This is a genomic window from Rhodoblastus acidophilus, assembly GCF_009720655.1.
Taxonomy (GTDB): Bacteria; Pseudomonadota; Alphaproteobacteria; order Rhizobiales; family Beijerinckiaceae; genus Rhodoblastus; species Rhodoblastus acidophilus_A.
The window spans coordinates 48,077-71,607 of record NZ_WNKS01000012.1 but is presented as its reverse complement, the minus strand read 5'-3'; the positions used below and the strand labels follow the sequence as shown (position 1 = coordinate 71,607).

At 63.1% G+C, this 23,531-nt stretch carries 25 protein-coding genes, 1 tRNA gene and 1 riboswitch; of the genes, 7 read left to right on the top strand and 19 right to left on the bottom strand.

From position 1 onward, the window contains the following. Positions 1-3,003, top strand: coding sequence for a tetratricopeptide repeat protein (locus GJ654_RS13420; RefSeq protein WP_155446677.1), 3,003 nt, complete (start codon positions 1-3; stop codon positions 3,001-3,003). Between the two features lie 6 nt (positions 3,004-3,009). Here GJ654_RS13420 and GJ654_RS13415 read toward each other — a convergent pair whose 3' ends face one another. Further along, the gene (locus GJ654_RS13415; protein ID WP_155446676.1) at positions 3,010-4,032 is read right to left on the bottom strand and encodes a helix-turn-helix domain-containing protein; all 1,023 of its coding nucleotides are present in this window, start codon (positions 4,030-4,032) and stop codon (positions 3,010-3,012) included. A gap of 224 nt (positions 4,033-4,256) precedes the next feature. On the opposite strand from GJ654_RS13415, the gene GJ654_RS13410 reads away from it, so the two are divergent. After that, complete coding sequence (locus GJ654_RS13410) at positions 4,257-5,558, top strand: Hint domain-containing protein (protein WP_246664742.1); 1,302 nt, start codon at positions 4,257-4,259, stop codon at positions 5,556-5,558. 24 nt (positions 5,559-5,582) lie between these two features. Here GJ654_RS13410 and GJ654_RS13405 read toward each other — a convergent pair whose 3' ends face one another. Beyond that, a complete protein-coding gene (locus GJ654_RS13405) occupies positions 5,583-6,782 on the bottom strand; it encodes a hypothetical protein (protein WP_155446675.1) in 1,200 nt (399 codons plus the stop codon). Positions 6,783-6,932: 150 nt separating this feature from the next. On the opposite strand from GJ654_RS13405, the gene GJ654_RS13400 reads away from it, so the two are divergent. Then, complete coding sequence (locus tag GJ654_RS13400) at positions 6,933-8,069, top strand: polysaccharide pyruvyl transferase family protein (RefSeq protein WP_155446674.1); 1,137 nt, start codon at positions 6,933-6,935, stop codon at positions 8,067-8,069. Between the two features lie 523 nt (positions 8,070-8,592). Here the strand turns inward: GJ654_RS13400 and GJ654_RS13395 are convergent. From GJ654_RS13395 to GJ654_RS13375, 5 genes are all read right to left on the bottom strand, one after another. Further along, a complete protein-coding gene (locus GJ654_RS13395; RefSeq protein ID WP_155446673.1) occupies positions 8,593-8,877 on the bottom strand; it encodes a hypothetical protein in 285 nt (94 codons plus the stop codon). Positions 8,878-9,022: 145 nt separating this feature from the next. After that, positions 9,023-9,238: a hypothetical protein gene (locus tag GJ654_RS13390; protein ID WP_264586244.1), complete on the bottom strand. Its 216-nt coding sequence runs from the start codon at positions 9,236-9,238 to the stop codon at positions 9,023-9,025. A 42-nt stretch (positions 9,239-9,280) separates the two neighbouring features. After that, positions 9,281-9,556, bottom strand: a complete 276-nt coding sequence (rpsU, locus tag GJ654_RS13385) for a 30S ribosomal protein S21 (RefSeq protein ID WP_264586245.1) — start codon at positions 9,554-9,556, stop codon at positions 9,281-9,283. A gap of 576 nt (positions 9,557-10,132) precedes the next feature. Next, the gene (locus GJ654_RS13380; RefSeq protein ID WP_155446670.1) at positions 10,133-10,345 is read right to left on the bottom strand and encodes a cold-shock protein; all 213 of its coding nucleotides are present in this window, start codon (positions 10,343-10,345) and stop codon (positions 10,133-10,135) included. A 467-nt stretch (positions 10,346-10,812) separates the two neighbouring features. Further along, positions 10,813-10,888, bottom strand: a tRNA-Ile gene (locus GJ654_RS13375). A gap of 134 nt (positions 10,889-11,022) precedes the next feature. On the opposite strand from GJ654_RS13375, the gene GJ654_RS13370 reads away from it, so the two are divergent. Next, a complete protein-coding gene (locus tag GJ654_RS13370) occupies positions 11,023-11,208 on the top strand; it encodes a hypothetical protein (RefSeq protein WP_155446669.1) in 186 nt (61 codons plus the stop codon). Between the two features lie 7 nt (positions 11,209-11,215). On the opposite strand, the gene GJ654_RS13365 is transcribed toward GJ654_RS13370, so the two are convergent. The 5 genes from GJ654_RS13365 to GJ654_RS13345 form a co-directional block, all read right to left on the bottom strand. Further along, positions 11,216-11,638 carry an acyl-CoA thioesterase gene (locus GJ654_RS13365; RefSeq protein WP_155446668.1) on the bottom strand — a complete coding sequence of 141 codons (423 nt, stop codon included), beginning with the start codon at positions 11,636-11,638 and terminating at the stop codon, positions 11,216-11,218. Continuing rightward, positions 11,625-12,140 carry a GNAT family N-acetyltransferase gene (locus GJ654_RS13360; RefSeq protein ID WP_155446667.1) on the bottom strand — a complete coding sequence of 172 codons (516 nt, stop codon included), beginning with the start codon at positions 12,138-12,140 and terminating at the stop codon, positions 11,625-11,627. Before GJ654_RS13360 ends, GJ654_RS13365 begins: the two co-directional genes overlap by 14 nt. A gap of 6 nt (positions 12,141-12,146) precedes the next feature. Beyond that, positions 12,147-13,973 carry a phosphomethylpyrimidine synthase ThiC gene (gene thiC / locus GJ654_RS13355; RefSeq protein ID WP_155446666.1) on the bottom strand — a complete coding sequence of 609 codons (1,827 nt, stop codon included), beginning with the start codon at positions 13,971-13,973 and terminating at the stop codon, positions 12,147-12,149. 37 nt (positions 13,974-14,010) lie between these two features. Beyond that, a riboswitch (TPP riboswitch) is annotated at positions 14,011-14,111 on the bottom strand. Between the two features lie 50 nt (positions 14,112-14,161). After that, on the bottom strand, positions 14,162-15,706 hold the full coding sequence (locus tag GJ654_RS13350) for an ATP-binding protein (RefSeq protein WP_155446665.1): 1,545 nt from the start codon (positions 15,704-15,706) through the stop codon (positions 14,162-14,164). Next, positions 15,703-16,212, bottom strand: a complete 510-nt coding sequence (locus GJ654_RS13345) for a hypothetical protein (RefSeq protein WP_155446664.1) — start codon at positions 16,210-16,212, stop codon at positions 15,703-15,705. Before GJ654_RS13345 ends, GJ654_RS13350 begins: the two co-directional genes overlap by 4 nt. A 195-nt stretch (positions 16,213-16,407) precedes the next feature. On the opposite strand from GJ654_RS13345, the gene GJ654_RS13340 reads away from it, so the two are divergent. Together GJ654_RS13340 and GJ654_RS13335 are read left to right on the top strand one after the other, a co-directional pair. Then, positions 16,408-16,848, top strand: a complete 441-nt coding sequence (locus GJ654_RS13340) for a DUF3775 domain-containing protein (RefSeq protein ID WP_246664741.1) — start codon at positions 16,408-16,410, stop codon at positions 16,846-16,848. 82 nt (positions 16,849-16,930) lie between these two features. Continuing rightward, complete coding sequence (locus GJ654_RS13335; RefSeq protein ID WP_155446663.1) at positions 16,931-17,302, top strand: hypothetical protein; 372 nt, start codon at positions 16,931-16,933, stop codon at positions 17,300-17,302. Positions 17,303-17,318: 16 nt separating this feature from the next. Here the strand turns inward: GJ654_RS13335 and GJ654_RS13330 are convergent, their stop codons facing one another. The 5 genes from GJ654_RS13330 to GJ654_RS13310 all read right to left on the bottom strand — a co-directional run bounded on the left by GJ654_RS13330 (position 17,319) and on the right by GJ654_RS13310 (position 21,477). Continuing rightward, positions 17,319-17,630 (bottom strand): TraR/DksA family transcriptional regulator, encoded by a 312-nt coding sequence (locus GJ654_RS13330; protein ID WP_155446662.1) that lies wholly within the window; start codon positions 17,628-17,630, stop codon positions 17,319-17,321. Positions 17,631-17,769: 139 nt separating this feature from the next. Further along, positions 17,770-18,834: a tetraacyldisaccharide 4'-kinase gene (gene lpxK, locus GJ654_RS13325; protein WP_155446661.1), complete on the bottom strand. Its 1,065-nt coding sequence runs from the start codon at positions 18,832-18,834 to the stop codon at positions 17,770-17,772. A gap of 98 nt (positions 18,835-18,932) precedes the next feature. After that, positions 18,933-20,219: a 3-deoxy-D-manno-octulosonic acid transferase gene (locus tag GJ654_RS13320; protein WP_155446660.1), complete on the bottom strand. Its 1,287-nt coding sequence runs from the start codon at positions 20,217-20,219 to the stop codon at positions 18,933-18,935. A 184-nt stretch (positions 20,220-20,403) separates the two neighbouring features. Then, positions 20,404-20,640: a DUF4170 domain-containing protein gene (locus tag GJ654_RS13315; protein ID WP_155446659.1), complete on the bottom strand. Its 237-nt coding sequence runs from the start codon at positions 20,638-20,640 to the stop codon at positions 20,404-20,406. A 24-nt stretch (positions 20,641-20,664) separates the two neighbouring features. Then, positions 20,665-21,477 carry an inositol monophosphatase family protein gene (locus GJ654_RS13310; protein ID WP_155446658.1) on the bottom strand — a complete coding sequence of 271 codons (813 nt, stop codon included), beginning with the start codon at positions 21,475-21,477 and terminating at the stop codon, positions 20,665-20,667. Between the two features lie 227 nt (positions 21,478-21,704). On the opposite strand from GJ654_RS13310, the gene GJ654_RS13305 reads away from it, so the two are divergent. Next, positions 21,705-22,220: a DUF6101 family protein gene (locus tag GJ654_RS13305; RefSeq protein WP_155446657.1), complete on the top strand. Its 516-nt coding sequence runs from the start codon at positions 21,705-21,707 to the stop codon at positions 22,218-22,220. 43 nt (positions 22,221-22,263) lie between these two features. On the opposite strand, the gene GJ654_RS13300 is transcribed toward GJ654_RS13305, so the two are convergent. Both GJ654_RS13300 and ubiA read right to left on the bottom strand, forming a co-directional pair. Beyond that, positions 22,264-22,503, bottom strand: coding sequence for a hypothetical protein (locus GJ654_RS13300; RefSeq protein WP_155446656.1), 240 nt, complete (start codon positions 22,501-22,503; stop codon positions 22,264-22,266). Between the two features lie 95 nt (positions 22,504-22,598). Further along, the gene (gene ubiA, locus GJ654_RS13295) at positions 22,599-23,528 is read right to left on the bottom strand and encodes a 4-hydroxybenzoate octaprenyltransferase (RefSeq protein WP_155446655.1); all 930 of its coding nucleotides are present in this window, start codon (positions 23,526-23,528) and stop codon (positions 22,599-22,601) included. Positions 23,529-23,531 lie beyond the last annotated feature (3 nt).

Genomic DNA, 23,531 nt, shown 5'->3' with positions numbered 1-23,531 from the left:
ATGTCCAGCGCCTTCAGGACTCTTGAGGAAATGTCCGGCGCCTGCGAGGCGGCCTGGCGCCATCTCGACGCCGGCGAAGCCGATGCGGCGCGGATGGCTTTTCTCGCTTTCTGGGCGCGCAACGACATTGGCGTCAAGGCGCTGCGCGGACTGGCGCGGCAGGCGACGGCGGCAGGCGACGGCCCGGGCGCCGAGGCTTTATGGCGCACGCTCGACGCGCTCGTCCCCGGCGACCGCTGGACGCGTCACAGCCTTGGCGTCGCGCTGATGCAGTTGCACAGGTTCGAAGAGGCCGCGCAGGTGTTTTCCGAGCTGGTCGAGGCGGTTCCGGATTTCGTCGCGGCGCTGCGCGGCCTCGCTCAGTCCTGCGCGCATACAGGCGATGCCGCCGGGAGCCTGGGATGGTTCGAGAAGGCCGCGGACTGCGATCCACAAAATATCGCCAACAGGCGCGACTGCGTGACGGCGGCGATGAAGGCGCGGGAGTGGGCGCGCGCGGAGGGTCATATCGAAGTCCTGCGTCGTCTCGGCGATGACGAGATGGTCGCGACGCTGGACCGTGCGCTGGACCAGGCGCGGCGACAGGCGGTCATGGTCGAACTCTGGACCCGTTTTCGAGAAGCCGAACAGGCGCGCGGCGAGGGGGCGCTGCCGGCCGCGCGGAGAGGGTTCGAAGAGATACTCGGCGAAGACCCCGGTTTCGTTCCGGCCTTGCGCAGCCTTGCGGCGCTGGAGCGTGAACAGGGCGACGAGGCGAAGGCGCGGCGCATCTTGAGCGAGGGGCTGGCGCGTCGTCCCGGCGATCCCTGGTTGTCGCTGGATCAGGCGCAGCAATGCGTCAGGGACCGTCGTTTCGATGAAGCGGAGACGCAGTTGACCGCGTTGGCCGAGGGCTACGGCGCTCCTGCCGCGGCCGCGGCGCTGGACCTGTTTTATCTCCTGCGGATGCGCGGTCGCGAACGCGCGGCTGCGGAGCTTTTGCCCGCCGCGTTGGGAAAAGCGCCGAACGACCGAGGCTTGCAATTGGCGCATGCGGGCGTGCTGCTCGCGCAAAACGATCTCGACGCGGCCGAGGCGGCCTACAGGAAACTCGCGGAAGGCCCGGCGGACCGTTACTGGCCGCTGATCGGCCTCGGCAATATTTTTCGCGCGCGCGGCCAAGCCGCTGCGGCTTCGACCCACTACCTCGCCGCCATCGACATGGCGCCGGAGCGTCCGCAAGCGTATGGTGAGCTTGCCGCGCTCGCCGGCGCGGGCGAGGCGCGCGCGAGAGCGAACGCGTCCTTGCGCGCCTGGGCGACGCGCCGTCCCGACGATCCCGAACCGCTGCGGCTGCTGACGCGCCTTGCTGCCGCCGACCGCGATTTTTCCGGCTCCGCGCATTTTTGCGCGGAGCTGCTCGCGCGCTGGCCGGAGGATGTTCCCGCAAGCCTTGAGATGTCCAATCTCCTGCTGCGCCAGGGCGACGCCGCGCGGGCGAGCCAATGGTTTGCGCGCGCCTTGGCGCTGGCGCCGGACCATGTTCCGGTGCTGGAGGCGCGGGCGCGCCGCGCGGAGTTGAGCGATGACCTGCCTCAGGCGCTGGCGCTTTACGATCAGGTGCTGGAAAAAGATCCTTCGCGTCACTGGATCGCTCTCGAAAAAGTCAAGCTGCGGCTCGCGCTCGGTCCGTTCGAGGCGGCGCTCGCGGAACTCGAAGCCTTTCGCGCCGCGCGCGGCGAGACCGCCGATTATTTCATCGCGCGCCTCGACCTGTACAAAAATGTCGGCGATCTCGGCGAAGCCGCGACGGCGGCGGAGGCTGGCCGAAAAACCTTTCCGCATCATGGGCGGCTGCGGGTCAAGGCGGCCTTGCTCGACGCGGAGCTGGGTCGTTTCCGCGCGACGGGTTTTTCGGGGCAACCCGGACTGCTCTTCGCCGAAGGCATGTCCGATCTCGCGCAATGGCGGCTCGACGCCGCCAGCGAAAAAATCGCCGCCGCGCACCGCGACGCTCCGGAAGACGGTTGGATTCTCGATCGTCTCGTTCACACGGACTTGCTGCGGTTCGATTTGGAAAAGGTTGGCGAACATCTGCGCGAACTCGCCCGCCTCAACCGTGGGATCAATCGCATAAAGGGCATCTCGGCCTCGCCCTCGCAGACGCATTACGGACAATTGTTCGACGAGTTTCGTCTCGACCGCGACGCCTGCGCGCGGACCCGCCAGGCGCTCGCATTGCAGGGCGAGGAACGGATCGACGCCCTGCGCAACATCGTTCGCGACTTTCCCGATTATACCCCAGGCGCCATCGCGCTGCTGATCGCCCTGCGCCAGTCCGGCGCCTTCCGCCGCGATTCCGTTGGTGAGGGATCGGCGCGCATCCCCTTCGTCTTGACGCAGTTCTGGGACAGCGCCGAACTCCCCGCCGATCTCGAAACCTATGTCGGCTCGTGGCGCCTCAAAAATCCCGGCCTCGCGCATCGCCGCGTGAATGAAGGCGAGGCGCGCGCCTTCTTGCGCAAGCTCGGCGGCGCCACCTTGCGCGCGTTCGATCGCGCCGCCGAACCGGCGATGAAGGCGGATATTTTTCGACTCGGCTGGCTGTTTCATCACGGCGGGATTTACGCCGATTGCGACGACCGCTGTCAGGCCGACCTTTCGCCGCTGTTGAACGACGGCGCCGAACTCGTGCTCTACCAGGAAGATATCGGCTCCGTCGGCAACAATTTTGTCGCCTGCGCGCCGCGCCATCCCCTGATCGCCGCCGCCTTCGAGCAGGCGGTGAGATCGGTCAACCAAGGCAAGACCGAAATTTTGTGGCTGGCGACCGGCCCGGGATTGATGACGCGCATTCTGGGGCAGGCGCTGGCGAAGGACCTGGACAGGCTGTCGCGCATTCGTGTGCTCGATCGTCACGAAGCGCTCGCCTCCGTCGCCATTCACTGCTCGGCGTCCTACAAGCGCACGGACCGACATTGGAGCCGCACGGCGTTCCGACCGGACGCGCGCCGCGCGGGTTGACCCCCGCTATTTCTGCAGCAATCCCAAATAATGCGACAAGCCGGCGCCGCCCGCCGTCAGGATGAGCGCGTGTTCGTCGGCGACGGGCGCCAGCGCGCGTTCACGCGCCTCCTTCGGCGACACGCCATAGGTCTCCTTGAACAGCCGATTGAACGCGGCGGGGCTGGGAAAGCCCAGGCGCATGGCGATGTGGCCGGCGCGGCAGCCGCCATTTTGCGGCGCGACAATCTCCTGGTGGGCGCGCGACAGCCGCGCGCTGCGGATGTAGGTCCCGACGCCGCCGACGGGCTCGAACAGCCGGTAGAGCGATGCGCGCGACAGGCCGAACAGGTCGGATAGCTTTTCCGCGCTGAGGCTTGGCGAGGCGATGTTCTGATCGATGTAGCGGCGTATGGCGATGAAAGACGCGATCGGTGACCCGAGCGCGGGACCAAGCTCCGCGCGCAGGCGCTGGTTGATCGCGCTGGCCGCTAGATCGACCAGGCCCGTCGCCGCCGCGTCGAATTCGTCGAGGCTCATGGATTCGGCGCGGCGCGCGAAACATTCGAGCGCGCTCGCCATAATGTCCGCCGCCGGCAGGTCGCGCGTCAGCGAGAGGCCGTGCAGCGCCAGCTCGTTGGAGAAGCCGCGCAGAATGCGCGAGCGCGGAATCCACAAGGCCAGGAAATCCGCCGCTTCCTCGTTGAGCGTGTCGAGAACGAAGGGCTGCGCGAGATCGCGGATTTCGAGGCGGTCGCCCGAAATGTCTTGCGCGCCCTCACGGTCGGCGCGGCGCAGAATCAGCGCGAAGAGATCGAGCCTGTCGCGGCTCAGGCCATGGACGTCGCGGCAGAGCCGCAGGCCATGAACGCGGCTGCGGCTCAGGACGAAAGTCCGCGTGGCGAAAATGTGCGTTCCGACGCCGGCTTGTGCGAGCGCTTGCGGTTTTGAAAACGCTTCGAACAGGCCGGCGAAGGCGCCGCCGCCTTCGATCGTGGATCGCGCCGGCCTCTGGTTCGTCGCGGGGCGCGCGAGCTTCTGCGGGTTCAAGATTGCGCCTCCAGGTTGTGTCGTGGAATCTCATAAATGCAATTTCTGTCTCAACCGTCGCGATAACATCTCAAAACCAATCGATGTCGTCGCCGTTTTGGCGCCGGCGCTTGTGCGCGCCTCCAGCATGCGTCCTCCTAAGAGTACAACGGGAGGTTGTTCAGGGCGCACGCGTCTCAGACGGAGTCCTGATTGTCTTTGATCGATTTGCAGGGAGTGATCAGATGGCCACCGACAGCAGTAAGCGTTCCGGGGATTGGGACAGCACGTCAACCTGGGTGAACGGCGTCCCGACGAGCGCCGACACGGCGGTGGTCACCGGCGGAAAACACGTCACCATCGACGACACGGAGTCCGCCGCGAATGTCACCGTGGCGGACCGCGCCGAATTGTCGCTCAATGGCGGCGTGCTGACGACGCAAGAGGTCGAAGTTGACGGCGAAATCTCCGGTCATGGCGTGATCGATGGCGCGGCTGACGGCGACGGACTGATCGTCGCGCAGGGCGGCACGCTGGAGATCAAGGGGGCCGTCGGCGCCGACAACGAAGGCCTGATCATGCGCATCGACGACGGCGCCACGCTGAAGCTCGATGGCGCGGTCGGCGGCGCCGAAACCATGCTGGACGGCGTCAGCAACACCTATATCGATTTCGCCGGCGCCGGCGTCCTCGACCTCACCGGCGAGGGGGCCGGCGGTTCCGGCGAAATGGCCAAGTTTCAGGCGACCGTCGAAAACTTCGACGGCGACGACAAGATCATGGTGGCGAGTTCCGGTCACGCCGGCGACAAGGTGCATTTCAACGCGAAAACCGACATCCTCACCGTCACGGCGGCCGATGGTTCGGTGATCGAGCAGATCCAGCTCGACGGCGACTACAAGGGCATGAAATTCTCGCTGCAGGAAAATGGCGGCGTCGACACGATCACCGTCAGCGCCATCTGCTTCTATCGCGGCACCATGATCCGCACCCCAGACGGGGAGAAGGCGGTGGAGACGCTGAAGGCCGGCGATCTCGTGATGACCACGGACGGCGTCGCGGCGCCGGTGAGCTGGCTCGGCCGCCAGACGATTTCGACCGTGTTCTCTGACCCCGAAAAGGTCTGGCCGATCCGCATCAAGTCGGGCGCGTTGGGCGAAAACGTTCCGTCACGCGATCTGGTGCTTTCGCCCGATCATGCGGTGCTCGTCGATGGCGTGCTGGTTCACGCCGGCGCATTGGTGAACGGCGTGTCCATCGTTCGCCAGTCCATCGTTCCGCGCGTGTTCACCTATTACCATGTCGAGCTCGACGACCACGCGTTGATCCTGGCGGAGAACACGCCGGCGGAAACGTTTATCGATCACCCGCGCCGCCTCGCCTTCGACAATTGGGACGAGCGCCAGGCGCTGCATCCGTTCGGCAAGGACATGGACGAAATGCCTTTTGCGCGCGCGAAGTCGTCTCGGCAGGTTCCCGTTCATATCCGCGTCGCGCTGGCCGCGCGCGCCCAGAAGCTCGGCCTTGTCGCGGCGAAAGTCGCCTGAGCGGCGAGCGATACTTGGCGGCGCTCACTTCCACGAGCAGGCGCCGCCGATGCACAGCGCGCCCGAAAATGTTTCCGGCGTCCGGCACTGCGCCTCATGGCAGTAAATCGACCCGGACACGGCAAAGGCGCTCGCGTCGTCGAACAGGGTCGCGCCGACGGCGTTGAAATGTCCGACGCGGATATTCGCGTCCTCGATGCGAACCGTCTTGACCGCCTCGTCGCGGCGAAAAATCGCGCCGGAGGCGAAGGCAATCGGTTCGTTGATGCGCAGGCTGCGAATGACCGGATGCTCCGCGCCGACGATCGAGATCAGCGCGCCGAGGCTGGTGTTCTCGAAGTGAATGTCGAGGTCGAGAAAATCGTTCGGCGCCGAATTGGCGAAGGACAGGATGAGGGCTGGTGCGCCCTCGGCATGTTGGGCGAGCGCATAGCCGTTGATGAACTTGTGCCGCACCGCGCCGCCGATCCACAGCGGCGTCGCGCCGCTCCCAAACGTTTCGAAAATGCAGGTGTCGCAAGTGTTTTCGTTGAACGACGAAAATTTCCCTTCCGTGTAGCGCTCGGCGTAGAATGCGCTCTGGAAGCCAAAGGCGTTCGTACCGTCCCACACCGCCGCATGGGCGCGGTCGCGATAATTGTAAAACCCGCCTGCAACGATTTGTGTGGTTTCCGAGGATCGGTTGTAGAAGGCGGTCAGGCCGAAACAGCCGGCGAGCGTTGGATGGTCGAGATGCACGTGGTCGGCGCCGGCTGAGAGGCTCTCGGTCTTGCGCGCGAGAACTAGGCCGATGGCCGGCGTGTCGGTTTCGCAATCGCCGGACAGGTTGAGGCCGAGCAGGGCGAATTGTCCCGACCCCGTGGCGTCGATGCAGGGTTTCGCCCCCGTGCGGCAGAGAATTTCGCTTCCCCAGAACTCGCCGACAAATCCGGACCCGTAAAGATGCGTCAGGTTGAGGGTGTTGCGGATCACGCAGCGCCGGCTGACCAGCCGGAGCTTTCCCAGATGGCCGACCGGCCAGGCGTAGCGCGAGGACACAGGCCGCTGACGAATGGTTTCGATCGCGGCGTTGATGGCGGCGGAATCGTCGTCCCCTCCGGCGCAGCGCACATCGACGGTCGCGTCGTCGGCCGCGGCGGGGTCCGCCCGCTCGAACGCGGCGCCCGGGGAGGGCAGGGCGCCCGTCAGGAGCAGGCAAACAAATATTTTCCAGGGATTTTTCATAGGAACTCGCGCGGGCCTTTGCATGTATTCATTTTTACATTACATCGCCACGAAATAAATTAATGCCTCGTGAGCATAAAAATAAGACTTAACTTGTGCGGATCAATTGGGGTGATAGAAATTTATTAACGGGCGCAAAGGAATGAAGACATGCATGTTACCAACGTAAAGTATGCGGGCGTCAGGGTTGGTCAGGATCTCGTCAATTGGTTCGAAAAACCTTTGGCGAATATGGTCTCGCAATATTTCAACACGGGGGACGTGTGTGTCTATGAATCGACCTTGCGGCTCGCGGGCGCGCGGTCGGGCGCCTATGACCTCAACATCGACCAGCCCGTCGACCCGAAGGTAGTCGCCATGCTCAAGGAGGCGAAGAGCACGATCGTGCTGCGCGGCTCGAATTATCTCCATGAGAACATGGAGTGGGGTCCATTCGCCGACTGGCTCGAAGCGCTCGATCTGCCGGTCGTCGCCTGCGGCGTCGGCGCCCAGGCCGAGACCGAACGTCCCGTCGATCTGTCGCCCCAGGGCCTGCGCGTGTGGAAGATCATCAGCGATCATTGTCATTCCATCGGCGTGCGCGGCGCCTTTTCGGCGGAAACCTTGCAGCGCAACGGCGTGAAGAACGTCGAGATCGTGGGCTGCCCGACCATTTTTCGCGACCGCAACCGGGGCCTGAAGCTGCGTCATGTCGAGGGCGGACCGAAGCGCGTCACTTTTAGCGTGCGGCGGGAAGTGGACAAGAATTACGCGCTCGATCCCGCGCAATTCGTCGAGACGCAGAAGCAGGTGATCGCGCGGCTCGATCTCGTCTCCGATCTGCATCTCTCCTGCCATGGCGAACCGGAGGAGAAGGCGTTCTTCTATCGCGCGCCGCACCAGAAGGATTGGGCGCTGGCGAAATTGACGGCGGAAGGGTGGTTCGACCACGTCTCCGGCGCGACGCTGAAGCGCCTTTATGAAAGCAAGCTCTATTATTACGCGCGCCCGAGCGACTACGATTTTTATGCGCCGCAATTTGACGCGGCCATCGGCTATCGCGTTCACGCGGTGCTGCCGGCGCTGGCGGTCGGCGTGCCCTCGGCGTTGTTCGACTATGACACGCGCTCGCGCGAATTGGCGCAAACGTTTGACTTGCCGATCTACGCGCCCGAACAGTTCATGAAGATGAGTCTGGCGGAAGCCTTCGCCCCCGCGCGCTTCGAAAAATTCGCCGCGCGTTTTCCGGAACGGTACGACCGCATGAAGGCGTTCTTTGAAAAGAATGGCATGGCGACGCGGATGTGAGGCGCGATTGGTTTCGCCAGCCCACCTCCGCGGTCCCGGGTGGAAGGCGGCGCCCATTTGACGTCAGCCGTCCAGCAGCCCAAGGCGGACGGCGCGCGCGATCGGAAGGTTTTGCCGGGCATGTGATACGGTTTCCGAAGGATCAGTTCGGAAATCGTATTCCGCTCGCGCGGAAATCCGCCCTTCGCCTGAAGGATTTCCGCGCGATTTCGTTTTCGCGGATCGCGAAGCGATCTTGCGGAAACCGTATGAGGCAAGCGGTCATGCGCGAACGCCGTCGACCGTGAGCCGTCTCCTAAGCAGGATTTCCGAAAAGTGGCCACCGAGTTTCGGATGAAAATCCTGCGAAAACAAAGGAGCCTAAGCAAACATTCGTTGGCCGACCAACGAATGTTTGCTTAGGCTGCCGCCAAGCTCTCCGCGCGAGACGTTCAGCCCGGCTCAGTCGGATGGCGCGCTGGCCAATTGGGCGGCGGACGAAGGTTTTTGCTGGCGGGTCCTGACTCGTCGGGCTTTGACGACCTCATTCATCGGCATGCGGCCCGACGGCAATGATGTCCCTGAGCGCTGAGGCGCGCTCGGCATAAGGAGGAACCTCCACCAAGGTTCCGATCAAGCGAAGCAATGCCTGATGTTCAGGCCCATTCGCATGATTGCTGAGAAACGCCGCCAGTTCGATATGCGACAGCCGACCACCGGAGGGCGCATTCGGCTGGTGAATGATGAAAGCGCGTCCATTGGCTGGCTCGCGCGCCAGGAACCAGGTGTCCCCGTTCGGACTCCGGTATAATTCTCGCCTTTCGGACATTTCAGCTCTCTTCCGTTCATGCCAAGCCTCGCATGGGAGCGACTAAGCAGGATTTCCGAAAAGTGGCCACCGGGTTTCGGATGAAAATCCTGCGAAAACAAAGGAGCCTAAGCAAACATTCGTTGGGCGACCAACGAATGTTTGCTTAGGAGCGTCGCACCATTTTGATCGCGGCCATCGGGTGACGCGAGAGCCGGGCGATTTCCTGATCTTGCGATTCGAGAAAAGCCCGGGCGGGCGCATCGCCCTCGACGCCGCCAAGAATTTCCTTCGGAACACGCCGGTTCGAACGCGTGGCGCCGTCTTCGTAAACCACGTCGAACAAGACATATTCGGATTTTGAGCCAGGTTTTCGCGCCACGCTTTCAGATCTCCAGATGACAATACGCGGGAACAGCAGAGGCTATGGCTTCGTCGCCGGGCTGGCCGCCGCCGCAGGCCGTTGCGGCGCGCGGGGCTTGCGCTTAGGCATTGGCAACAGGCCTTCGTACTGCGCCTTTTTGCGGGCCGCCTTGCGCGACCGCCTAATGGCTTCGGCCGCCTCGCGCGTGCGCTTCTCCGAGGGCTTCTCGTAAGCGCGGCGCTGCTTCATTTCGCGGAGCACCCCTTCGCGCTGCAGTTTCTTTTTCAGCACACGCAGCGCTTGATCAACATTGTTGTCTCGAACCAATACCTGCACGATATGTCCAATCTCGTCTGAGGAAGCGCCGCGTTTCCCGGAGCGACAAGCCGAAGCGCGCGAACGACCGCCACGACGAGCTTTGCTCAAGTTTTGCTGGCGCCGCGCGCCGCGGAAAAGGCGCATGAAAGCTCGCCGCCGCGGCGACGGGCGCAGCGAAACAAACCCGTCCGCTGTCTTACCTGCGAGCCGCCGCTGTCAGCAGCCGCTCGACCGCGACGCGTTCGTAACCCTCTTGCTCGTTCTTGATCCTGTATTGAAGGCCTGTTCCTCCATCGGGGAGCAGCCTCGTGACCTTGAACAGGGTGTCGTCTGATTTTCCAACCAAGATCACGTAAGCGCCGGCCGCGAACTTGTGCTTCGCAGCCGTGGCGACCGGCCGGACTTGAGGCCGCCTGTGTGTCTGTGGGTTGTCGGGCACGACACATCCTTTCGGTCGAGTTTTCCGGGGTCTGCCCAAACGAGACCCTCGAAGGGAAAAGAAAAAGCCTCGGGTGTGGCCCGAGGCTTATTGATCTCGCTCGGCATCGCGCCAGTACATCCGTGGAACTGCGATGCGTCCGCGAGACGGAAAGCTTAGTCCACGGTTTGCAGGCGCGAGGCCGAAGACTTGCCCGTGCGGCGATCCGCAACCAGTTCGTAGCTCAGCTTTTGGCCCTCGCTCAGGCCTGGAAGTCCAGCCTGTTCCACGGCGCTGATGTGAACGAACACATCATTGCTTCCATCGTCGGGCTGGAGGAAACCGAAGCCTTTTTGGCCATTGAACCATTTGACAGTGCCAGTCGCCATGCTGATGCTCCTTCGCGCAGGCTTAAACGTGGCTCATCTTCGATAGATGAACCATTTTCATCGATATTTTGGGAGGAGGTCGTCAGCTGCGTATCAAACGCGGGGCCAAGGCATCGGCCTAAATTTTCGATGTTTTAAACATAGACCCTGGTGGCGCCGAAAACAAGGATAATAATGTTTATTTCTATTTGCGTTCGCCGGCGCGCGCCATGACGAACCGCTCATGGCCCGAACTCGGCGACGGGGCCTCGCGGTCGTCTCGTCGGGCGTGTGCGGATCTGCGATGGCCACGCCGTTGGGGCTCGTTCGCCCGTCTTTTCGCTGGAATCGTCGGCCGAGCTTAAGGGGGATGCATTTAGGTCACGTGCGTCAATGGAATAGATTTCCGATCGCGGCGTTTGCTCGCGCGTTCTGCAGTTTCGTGGATTGTTTCATTGGTTTTAATATTTCCCGGAAGTGGGACACGGTGGTGGGCCGGGCAGGACTCGAACCTGCAACCAGACCGTTATGAGCGGCCGGCTCTAACCATTGAGCTACCGGCCCCACGCAGGATGGGCTTTTAAAACGTTTTTCGTGGTCTTGGCAATCCGCATGGTCCTCCCGCCCAGCGAAGCGGGTCATGACGCCATGGCAAAGTTGAGTTAACCTCGCCCGGCGATTCCAACGGAGGTCGAACCATGAAATTTGTTTACGCGCTCTTGCTGGGTATGGGTGTGATCGTCGGCGATATCGCCTCCGCCGAAGCCGTCGTGTGCGCGCGCGGCGTCTATCGCGCCGGTTGCGTCGGACCCCGCGGCGGCGCCGTGGTCGTGCGCCGCCCGGTCCGCTGCTACTGGCGCGCAGGCGTCCGCATCTGCCGCTGATTGGCCTTCACGTAGAGATCGTCTCCGTCCGCGCGCCTTGTTCCCTGGGGATCGGACGCGGGCGGCCCTGATCGTCTATGGCGACAAAGGTGAAGGTGGCGTCGGTCACCTTTTCCAGCTTGTTGGTGATGAAACGGTTCACCCAGGCCTCGATGTGAACCTTCATCGACGTGCGTCCCACGGATTCGACCTCCGTGAAGACGTTGAGCACGTCGCCGACCCGGATCGGCCGGATGAAGATCATCGTATCGACCTTGATCGTCACCACGCGGCCGCCGGCCCGATCCACCCCGGCTATGCCGCCCGCCGCGTCCATCTGCGACAACACCCATCCGCCGAAAATGTCGCCGTTCGCATTGGTGTCCGCCGGCATGGCTATGGTTTTCAGCGTCAGGTCGCCGTGCGGTTGTTGCTGTTCACCCAATTCCATTCTGTCCTCCGCCTGGCGCGAGCTTAGCTCGCGAGGCCGAGGATGGCGAGCGCGCCGAATGGCTAGCCCGTCGCTCCATGGGAACGAAGCGGAGGCCGTCGCGCATCTGTTCTGGCCCGGCGCCGCGGAAACCGAGCCGTTCATAAGCGCCAACCGCGTCCACGCTCGAGTGAACGCTCTGGGGCGGACACCGTTCGTCGACGATTTCGAACAGTCCCCGGCCTATGCCGCGCCTCCGGCAGGGGGCGGCGACAAAGAACAGCGAGACGTGGCTTTGCCTCACACGCAGCAGGCCGATGATCTCGCCTCGCTCCAGGGCGATGAGCGTGGTCGCGCCCGCCGCGTCGCGCGCGCGCATCGCGTCCGGCCGCACGTAGTCCCGGAAGACGGCGACGCCGGCGTCTGTCATGCGCGCCGACGTCTCCCGCATGAACTCACGCCAGAAGAAGGCGCACGCGGCTTCGTAGTCCTGAGCCGCGATGCGCCTGATTTCCAAGTCCACGCGGTCTCACGTCTCAAGATAGAGCTTGCCGCCCTTCTTCAAGAACTCGGCGCTCTTCTCAGCCATGCCCTGGTCGGCCAGCAACGCCGCCTCCTGCCGCAAATCCTGCGTGATCTTCATCGAGCAGAATTTCGGGCCGCACATGGAGCAGAAATGCGCGACCTTGTGCGCCTCCTTCGGCAGGGTCTCGTCGTGGAACTGTTTTGCCGTGTCCGGGTCGAGGCCGATGTGGAACTGGTCCTGCCAGCGGAAATCGAAGCGGGCGCGGCTCATGGCGTCGTCGCGCAGGCGGGCGCCGGGATGGCCTTTCGCCAGATCGGCGGCGTGCGCGGCGATGCGATAGGTGACGACGCCGGTCTTGACGTCATCGCGATCCGGCAATCCCAAATGCTCCTTGGGGGTGACATAGCAGAGCATGGCGGTGCCGAACCAGCCGATCATCGCCGCGCCGATCGCGGAGGTGATGTGGTCGTAGCCGGGCGCGATGTCGGTGGTCAGCGGTCCCAGCGTGTAGAACGGGGCCTCGCCGCATTCGCGCAACTGCTTGTCCATGTTCTCCTTGATCTTGTGCATCGGCACATGGCCGGGGCCTTCGATCATCACCTGACAGCCCTTGTCCCAGGCGATCTTTGTGAGTTCGCCGAGGGTTTCCAACTCCGCGAATTGCGCGGCGTCGTTGGCGTCGGCGATGGAGCCGGGGCGCAGACCGTCGCCCAGCGAGAACGAGACATCGTATTTGCGCATGATGTCGCAAATCTCGTCGAATTTTTCGTAGAGGAAACTTTCCTTGTGTTTTGAAAGACACCAGCGCGCCATGATCGAGCCGCCGCGCGAGACAATGCCGGTGGTTCGGGTCGCGGTCAGCGGCACATAGGCGAGGCGCACGCCGGCGTGGATGGTGAAATAGTCCACCCCCTGTTCGGCCTGCTCGATCAGCGTGTCCTTAAACACTTCCCAGTCGAGTTTCAGGGCGTCGCCGCCGACCTTTTCCAGCGCCTGGTAGATCGGCACCGTGCCGATCGGCACGGGTGCGTTGCGCAGAATCCAGTCGCGGATGTTGTGGATGTTGCGGCCGGTGGACAGGTCCATGACCGTGTCCGCGCCCCAGCGGATCGACCAGACCATTTTTTCAACTTCCTCGGCGACCGAGGAGGTGACGGCGCTGTTGCCGATGTTGGAATTGATCTTCACCAAAAAATTGCGGCCGATGATCATCGGCTCGAGTTCGGTGTGGTTGATGTTGGCGGGGATGATGGCGCGGCCTGCCGCCACTTCCGCGCGGACAAATTCGGGCGTGACGAAATCGGGAATCTGCGCGCCAAAGCTCTCGCCGTCGGCGCGGCGTTCGGCGGCGCCGGCGAGCGCGGTCTCGCGTCCCAGGTTTTCGCGATGGGCGACATAGACCATTTCTTCGGTGATGATGCCGGCGCGGGCGTATTCGAGCTGGGTGACCAGCGCGCCCTCGCGCCCACGGCGCAGGATGCGCCGGGCGGGGCAGGGTTCGGCGAGCGCCTCGTCGGTCACATTGCCGTTGTCCTCCGCCTTGACCGCGCGCCCCTGATAGGTTTCGAGCCCGTCGCGCTTGACCAGCCAGGCTTCGCGCACCTGGGGCAGGCCGGCGGCGAGGTCGATGGGCGGCTGCGCCTCGGTATAGGGGCCGGAGGGATCGTAAACCCGCAGCGGCGGCTCGCCGGAAGCGGGATCGAGCAGGATTTCACGCACGGGCACCCGCATGTCGGCGCAGCCGGGGGTGAGATAGACTTTTCGGGAGCCGGGGAGGGGGCCGGTGGTGACGCTTTCCGGCTGGCGGATTTTTGGAGGATGGACGTTCATCGCGCGCTCCCATGCGTTATTTTGATAGCGCACGGAAACAGACGCGGTCTGCCTTCCCTGCGCTGGCATTATCCAGATCAGGTCTATGGGTATGATCTCAGCCGCACGGCAACGCCAGCAGCACCCCTTGGCTCAAGAGGAAAAAAGTAGCAGGGATGGTGGGTCGGTGCAAGCTGAGCCGTGATCGGTCACTTGAAAATGGGTAGGCTCCTCAAATCCTTGGCCAGCAACTCTTTAGGTTCGGCCAAAATCAAACTGACGCTCTTGGCAGCTCGTATGCCCACGTAAAAACCAAAGTCGAGCATTAAAGCTATGAAGCGCCGGCCGGCCTCGCGAGGCGTGATTCCCTCATGCAGGAGGTGGACCAGTCTCAACGCAGCAAGCTTTTGAATGAGCCGATATCTGTCGTCAGAGTTCTTTATCTCGACCAGAAATGCGTTCTGATGTTCCTTGTTTAGGCAAAAATCTTTTATTTCATCAAGCATATATTTAACTGTTTTGATGTCTTCGCCGCTATCGAGTTCTATATCCTTAATTTTTTGTTCTGCCATCTCAGACGTTGCAGTATTGATACTGTTGACGGACACTAGTTTTTGGCCGCCAAGTAAAGCCTTCGAGAATGCGATGGAAAATAGATTCAAGGCATCGCGCGGAACGCCTGCGGCGGCGAGCACCAGTCGCGATAGCACGGGATCCCCGGCAATGTAATTGATGTTAGAAAGCCCACAATACTTCGCGTGCAAATCCAATATCTTTGTGATATGTTCCTTTGATTTCTCAGGCATTGTTAGGTTAAGGTCGAGGTTAAGAACCTGAGTGTCGTGCACTGGTTTCAGCCCAATGCTGTTCGACTCATCCCACAACCTTGTAAGTTGATCGATCCCCGATGCTTTGATAAATGCGTTGTTACCTCTTGTAGTTTTGTAAATATATGAGAGCACAAGCGGTTGTAGGTCGCTTCTAAGGACATGTATATCGTCCAAAAAAATGGTGAGCGGGACTGTCTTTGTTGCAATTTTTGTGAACAAATTGCGAACGCGCGGAATAAGTTTATCGCATCTTGTGAGGACGCTCCGCGATGAGCCTTCGCTAAGTGCAGAAAGTGTTTCGTAAATTAATGTTGCTTCAGATTGTATGTGCTCTATTGATGATATTTCGTGCAGAATTGCCGCTAGAACCGCGGGGACGACTTCTAAATCGCTCCGGTTTGCGAAAGTCTGCATTGCGATCCAGCAGAAGGGCAATTTATCGCGCTTCGCAATCTGCATAGCGTACGACAGAAGGCTAGATTTCCCCGCTCCGCGCCTACCGTAAACTATATAGTTTGCTCTGGTGATAATTTGTTGCTCAAGATCGAAAACGGATGGCGTGTAACGCGAAAAGAAGTCTCCGTCGAAACTGTGTCGATCAATGGTCAAGCATTCAGCGATCTCCATCTTCAGCATCCTTGCCTCGGGCAAAGAGAGACGCTGCTCCGGCGCTTTCTTCCTTTTTAATATCGCTGTTCGGTCTTTGAACGGATTGTCTGGCGGGATATTAGTAAGCACTTGCGCCAGAATTCGATGGTGCCGTTCTTGGGGATTCTGAAACTCGATAATTAAATAGGGGCCGTCGGCTCGATTTTTCACAAAATAGTCGGGCTCTATTCCGCCCAGCGCGGTGCCGTAAACAGCTATCACAGCTTTAGCTGCTTCCTGGTCCTCAGCCGGTATTTCTGCTGCGCGTGTATTCATAGCGGAACCGCCTTGGAGATTAGAAATTGCTTACAGTCGTCGAGGAACGCTTTTGTCTTGGAAGCTGCATCTCCAGGTGTCATGATCAAGTCTGACATTGTGGCAAGGTGGCTATAGTCGGCGATGTTTCGGTCATCACGCAACGTCTTTAGGAATGTAGCATAGGTGCTACCGTTGTTGAACCCGTCTGGCAATTTCATGATATTTTGGTGGTCGCTGCTGTCTGTTGAAAATTCGCCACTATTTTTTAGGCTTATTGCTCTCTTGGCGTTGTAAGATGCATAGTACAATCGTGATATTTTCTGTCTCCAGTTTTGATCGGCGACACGCCTGGCAAATTTGTAGTGGGCAATGCCAAGTTCATATAAGCCAATAACGTTCTTATTAATTTCGTCGGTCAGCTTGGTTATCTCGGCAGGTGCCAAAATGTGGTTCAGGTTATTCAGGAGTTTCATCATATTGCCGGATGCGAGCAATATATGTGGCGGTCGCACGTCTTTAAGCATGTCAGCACCGATGAAAAAGTCCGTTTGATTAACGAATCTGCTAACTTCCTACCATACCAGCGCAGATCTAGCCGGTCGACATGGCTCACGTTAAACCATTTCCTGACGGCCCCTTCGCGGAACGTTGAGGCCGGTCAATGCGTTTTTATACGGAGCGCGGCAGGATGCGCGATGGGGCGGAATGGCGAGAGACACATGCGCACCATCGAGGACGGTCCCAGCGGATTGAACGAAATCAACCCGGAAAAGGTTGGCTTTGTCATCGTCAAGGCGCGCGAACTGCTTTCGGAGGATGAGGGTCTGGCCCCCGACGCCTCCAACGCCGCCGACGATGGCGGGCGCGCTATCCTCACCGACAGCGCCTACGGCCCCATCCGCGCCGAACTCAAGCAATATATTGACGCCCTCGACGAGGAGGAAGCCGCCGCGCTGGTCGCCCTGCTGTGGATCGGGCGCGGCGATTTCGAGCGCGAGGAATGGGCGAACGCTGTTGCGCAAGCCCGAGCGCGGCGCGAGAGCCCCACCGCCAGCTATCTGCTGGGCGAACCTTTGTTGCCGGAATATCTTGAAGAGGCGCTCGACGCTCTTGGTTATTCCCACAGCGATTTCACGCCCGACGAGGATCGGGAATCCTAAATTTCTTTTGGGCTGTTGCGCGCCGGCGATAGTTTGAGACGGGCGGTCGTGCGAAATGTCAGGCTGGAGGTTCGGCCTGACAATGAACAGAATCCTGTCTTCCCTCGCCCTGTGCGCGCTGCTCGGCGCCTGCGCAGCTCCCACGGAGCCGTATCGCGTGATGGCCGTCGCGAACGAAAAAGTCAGCGACGCCAAATTCGCCAGGGACGACGCCGCCTGCAAGGCCAAAACCCGAGCCGTGACCGACCCCCAGGCCGCCAACGGTCAACTCGACGTGCAGAACGATTTCGACCGGCTCTACGCCGACTGCATGCTCGACAAAGGCTACGAAGTGGAGGAATTGCGCCGCCGCGCCGTGTACTACGGCCCCTATTACGGCCCCGGCCCCTGGGGCCCTTACTGGGGTGCGTCGGGCTTCTATTATGGGGCGGGATGGGGCTTCCGCCGCTGGTGAGCCCCGGGCGAAACAATCACCCGAGGCAGGACACGCAGAAAATCGCCGTCGGCAAGGCTTTCAGCCGTTTGGGGTCGATGTCGTCGCCGCATTTGGCGCAAATCCCGTACTGGCCGTCGGCGATGCGCTGCAACGCCGCGCGAATCTGCTGAATCTCTCTCAGCTTCTGCTTTTCGATGCCTTCCAGCGCGTCCTGGCCCTCAAGCTGGGTGGCCTGCTCCTCCCAATCGGCGGGCAGGGCGCTGCGCAATTCCTGATCGATCTCGGCGACCTCTTTCGACAGCTCCGCGAGCCGGTGTTCGAGCGTCCTGGCGATGTCCTCGTTCATTGTTCTTGTCGCCCGCGTCTGCGGCGTTCGGCGCAAGCCGACCCGCTTCCCCAGCGTCCGCCGGCTTTTGGCCGGAATCCGCCTTTCCAATAGATTAGGACTGAACGAGCCGCTTGCAAGCCCGCTTTTCGTCAAGGCCTCACGCGCAGGGCGGACGGTCGCCCAGGCGTCCCCGCCGCGCGCGAACCACGGCGTCGAGCATTAGCTTGCGCAGCGCGTCGGCCTCCTCGACCACCAGCGCAACCGGCAGGGCTTCCGGCTGCGGCAGATCCTGCCAGACGCCGGGCAGCAGTGGCGCGATCTTCACCATGTCCTTCTCGGTGGTCATCAGCAGCGCATCCATGGCGGCGGCCTGCCGTTGCAGCGCGGCGATCTCCGAGGGACGATAAAGGTGATGGTCGGGCAAGGCGTGGCGGGCGACGATCCGCGCGCCGCAGGCTTCAAGCGAAGCAAAGAATTTTGAGGGCCGTCCGATCCCGGCGAAGGCGACCACCCGCGCCCCCAGGACGCGCAGCGCCGCATGGGCGTCGGGCGCCAGCCGGCCATGGAAGACGGGCTTTCCCGCTTCGCGCAGAATCGTCTCGGCGGCGTCGCCCGCCTCGCCCTCGCCGATGATCAGGCCGGCGTCGGTGCGCGCGAGTTGCACGTCGAGCGGCGCGCGCAAGGGACCGGCGGGAATCAGGCGGCCATTGCCGAAACCGACGCCGCCATCGACGACGGCGAGGGTGAAATCGCGGGCGAGGCTGGGGTTTTGCAGGCCGTCGTCCATCACGATCATGGAGGCGCCGCCCGCCAGCGCCAGCAGAGCGCCGCTCGGCCGGTCGCGCGCCACCACCGTCGAGGCGACGCGGGCGAGCAGCAGCGGCTCGTCTCCGGTTTCGGCCGCGCCATGGCGGCGGCGGTCGACCAGATGCGCGCCGCCGTCCGCGGACAGCGCGCCGCCATAGCCGCGGGTGAGGAAGGCCGGGGTTTCGCCGTTGCGCTTGAACCATTTGGCGACGGCCAAGGCGGTGGGGGTCTTGCCGGCGCCTCCGACGACGAAATTGCCGATACAGATCACGGGCGCGTTGACCCGCGCGCCCTCCTGGTTCATGCGGCGCACGGCCAGCCGGCCGTAGAGCGCCGCGAACGGCGTCAGCGCCGCGCGGACGAGGCGTTGAAAAGGACCGGGCTCCACGGACCACCAGAAATCCGGCGCGCGCATCGTTTCCCCACTTGGCCAAGGCTTTTCAACTTAAACCCGCGCGAAGGGCAAAGGGAATGCGGCGGACGAAAAATAATCCGGCTTGGCCATCCGGGAGATTACTGTCCCGAGACGATCATGGCGGCGATATAGGGCTCGATGGCGCGCATCACCCGGTCCGAGGCCCCGCCGAGCGCGTCCACCGACTGGCGCGAAAAATCGGCCGCCTGGCGCAACAGGCCGGGATTGCTGAACAGGAAGGCCAGACGGCGCGCCAGTTCGTCGGCGTCGTTGACGACGAAGGCGCCGCCGCCCTGATCCAGCGCCGCGTAGACATCGACGAAATTGCCGACATGCGGCCCGTGGAGAATGGCGGAGCCGAGTTTTGCCGGCTCGATGGGGTTCTGGCCGCCACGTCCCGCCAGCGATTTTCCCACGAAAATCACGCTGGCCAGCCGGTAGAACAGCCCGAGTTCGCCCATCGTGTCGGCGACATAGACCTCTGTCGTGCGGGTCGGGGCTTCGTCGCGCGAGCGCTGCGCCGTTTCCAGCCCGGCTTCGCGGGCCAGAGCGGTGATTTCGTCGCCGCGCGCGACGTGGCGGGGCGCGAGCACGGTGAGCAGATGGGGGAACTGCCGGGCGAGCGTCTTGTGCGCCAGCAGCGCCAAGGCCTCTTCCCCAGCATGGGTCGAGGCCGCGACCCAGACCGGGCGCGGCCCGATCGCTGCAACCAGAGCGTCCAGACGCGCGGGGTCGGCCGGCGGCGCCTCCACGTCATATTTGAGATTGCCGGCGGCGTGGACGCGGGGCGCGCCGAGTTGGAGCAGCCGGCCGGCGTCGTCGTCGCTCTGGGCGAGGCAGATGTCGATACGGCCGAGCAGCGCGCCGATGAAGCCGGGCGCCATCTGCCAGCGGCTGAACGAGCGCAGCGACAGCCGCGCGTTGACCGAGGCGATGGGAATGCCGCGCGCATGGACGGCGCAGATCATGTTCGGCCACAGTTCGGATTCCGCCAGCAGGAACAGGTCGGGCCGCCAATGGTCGAGGAAGGTGGCGATGAAGCCGGGGGCGTCGAGCGGGGCATATTGATGGAAGGCGCCTGAGGGCAGGCGTTGCGCCAGGATGCGCGCGGAGGTGACCGTGCCCGTGGTCACCAGCACATGCAGGCCCTTGTCGATCAGGCGGTCGACCAGCGGCAGGAGGGCGAGGCCCTCGCCGACGCTGGCGCCGTGCAGCCAGGCCAGACGGCCCTCGGGGCGTTCGAGGCCGGGCTGGCCGCGCCGCTCGCCGAGCCGGGAAACATCTTCCTTGCCGCGCTGCGCCCGGCGGCGCAGGAACAGGCCGCTGAACGGCGCGAGCGATTGGGCGGCGATGCGATAGACGGGGAGAAACATTCGCGTTTTCATCGCTTCCCCCTTGCCCGGCTTCCCGCCGTGTTGTCAGCCGCCGCGACGGCCTTGGGTTGATGTGTCCGAGCGCCGTTTTTTAAACAAGCGGCTCTCGGCCGTAAAGTCACGCCCCAGTTTCAAGCCTGAGGCCCGAGCGCTGGCCGCTGCCTATCCGCCAGTTGTGGCGAAAAGCGGGCGTCGTTCAAGCGTCCGAGGGGTCGAGCACGCGATGCAGGTGGACGATGAAATAGCGCATCTGCGCATTGTCCACGGTCGATTGCGCCTTGGCCTTCCAGGCGGCCTTGGCGCTGGCGAAATCCGGGAACATGCCGACGAGGTCGATCTTGCTCAGATCCTTGAACTCCGTGGTGGCGAGATCCTTGAGTTCGCCGCCAAAGACCAGATGCAGCAGCTGCTTGGGTTCGACTTCGTGAGACATGGCATTCCTTCCGTTGCGAGACGTTCAGACCGGACGTTTCCCTCGTCGCGCGGCGGCGATCAGTTCACGCTGGAGGCCGGGAGGGCCGGCCGCCAGCGCCGGATGTTTTGTGTCCGCGCGATTGTAGATGGGCGTGCGTCCCTCGAAATCGGTGAGGACGCCGCCCGCTTCATGCAGGATGAGGTCGGCCGCCGCAATGTCCCAGTCGCAGGCGTTGTGCCGGGCCAGCGCGCCGTCCAGGCCGCCCTCAGCGACGCGCAGCAGGCGCATGGCGAGCGAGGGCAGGCGCGGCTTTGGGGCGAAGGCGAGGCCGGAGCGACTGAGATCGGCCAGAAGGCCGTCGGGCGCCGCCAGCCGCGCGCCGGAAATGTCTTCGCGGGTCGAGACCGAGATTTTCTCGCCGTTGCAGGTGGCGCCGCCGCCGCGCAAGGCCATGAAAGTCTGGTCCAAGGCGGGCGCGTGGACGAGGCCCAGCAACGGGCGCCCCTGGCTGACGAGGGCGATGCAGATGGCGAAGCAGGGGTCACCGGAGACGAAGCCGCGCGTGCCGTCAATGGGATCGACGATGAACACCAGATCGCGATCCAGCCGTTCCGGATTGTCGACCATCTCCTCCGACAGCCAGCCGCAGCCGGGCGCGAGCGCCGGCAGGTTTGCGTGCAAAAAGGCGTCGATGCGCAGATCCGCTTCGCTGACCGGGCTGCCGCATGCCTTGTTGGTCACTTCCGCCGCCGCCGTCTGGCCGGGACGGAAGTGGTCGAGCGCGATGCGCCCGGCGTCGCGGAGGATCGCTTCGACGCGCGGCGCCAGTGCGGCGGGATCGAAAGTCTGGGGCAAGTCGCAGAATCGTCGTTGATGTCGAGCTGATGTAAAGGCGCGGCGCCGCGAGCGCAAGAGTTTTCGGCTTTGCTGCGCGAATGCCGACAATTTTTCGCAATCTCTTGGCGTGTTGTTCGCCGCGTCGCGCCGTGGGGGCGATTGCGTACAATTTTCAGCAAATTCTTAGGCCGGCGGAGGCGTGGCGGCGGGAAGATGAGGCCAGACCAAAGTTTTGGGAGCCCGCCATGTCGTTTCACGCCCCTCTCGCCTGCATTGTGGCCATGGATCCGCGCGCTGACGGCGGCCAGCGCCGGATCACCCTGGGCGCCGACACGATCCGCATCGACCGCAGCCTCGCCGGCGTGCGCATGAGGCTCGCTTTGCCGGTGTGCGCCTATCGCGGCGTCGCGCTGTCGGTCGTGGAGGAGGCCCGGGAAACCTGGTATCGCCTCGAACTCGACCATTCGGACCCCGAATTGCGGGTGACGCTGGCGGAAAACCGCGATCCCGAGGCGCTGGTCGCGGAATGGCGCGGCTGGGCCAAATTTTTTGGGCTGCCGCGCCTCGCTCAGGGAGCGGGCGAACTCCAGGTGGCGCTTGATGGCCGCCTGGGCGCGCTGGTGCTCGGCGCCGCGCAGCCGCGCAAGCGCGGCTGGCCGCTCAAGCGCCGGCGCTCGCGCATGTCCGCGTTCCGCAAGCCGGTGCGGACCGGCGCGCAGGCTGTGCATCGCGACGAACGCGAGATCATCTGCTACGAGTGAGCGAAGCGAAGAAATCCGTTTGCCCGCGAAGCCTCCCCATCCGTCAGTGGCGGTGGTGGCGGTGATGACGATGGCGGCGGCAATTGCTCCGCATCGCGCAGGATATGCTCGGGCCCGCCGAGTAGCCGATCACGCCGCCCGCCACGAGGCCGACGGGCCCGCCGACCAGCGCGCCGGCGCCCGCGCCGAGAACGCCGTCCACCACGCGACTGTCGGCGCGGGCCTCGAAGGCGACGAGCGAAAGCGCGAGCGCCGAAGCGGCGAGGCAACCCATCCTGATCATGCCGGACCTTTCATTTTTGAACGTGAACGGCATTGCCGAAAAGCCATGTTCAAAATGAGGCGTCCATCAGGCGGCCAAGCGCTCGGCCCGTCGGTTCAGACGAAAAGGAACAGCAGGTTTTCAGCGAGCAGTCCGCCGAACAGCAGGAAGCCAGCCGCGCCGTTCGACCGGAACAGTTTGAGCGCTTCCTTCTCGTCGGCGCCGACGAGACGACGCACCTGACGGGCGAGATGGACGCCGAAGGCGACCAGCCCGGCTTGCGCCAACAATCCCGCGCCCGCCTTGAGCAGCGCCACCTCCGCCAGAACCACCGCGCCGAAATAGAGCAGGGCGACCACGGGGACGAGGTACTCGCCGAACAGCAAAGCGGTGGATTTCACGCCCGCCTCAATGTCGTCGCGGCGGTCCTGGACGGCATAGATCGTGTCATAGCCGATGGTCCAGAGAATGCACGAAGCGTAAAGCCAAAAGGCCGGCGCGGCGAGCTCGCCGGTCACGGCGGACCAGCCGATCAGCGCGCCCCAGGAGAAGGCGAGACCGAGCACCGCCTGCGGCCAGGAGGTGATCCGCTTCATGAACGGATAGATGGCGACGGGCAGCAGCGAGGCGAAGCCGACGAAGATCGAGAACAGGTTCAGCGACAGCAGCACATAGAGCCCGACCAGGCACTGCGCCATCAGGAAGATCGCCGCGGCCAGGGGCGTGACCCGGCCCGACGCCAGCGGGCGCTGTCGTGTGCGCTCGACCTTGGCGTCGATGTTGCGGTCGATGAAATCGTTGAAGGTGGAGCCCGCGCCGCGCATGGCGATGGCGCCGAGCGTGAACAGGATGAGAAGGTCGAAACGCGGTTTTTCCGCATGAGCGATGGCGGCGAGGCAGGTCGAGGACAGGCAGGGCGCCAGGAGCAATTGCCAGCCGACGGGACGGTCGAGCCGGGCCAGTTGCACATAGGGCATCCACGACGCCGGCAGCCTGCTCCAGATCCCGTGGGCGCTGGAATCGGGAAGGAGGGCCGCCCCCGACATGGT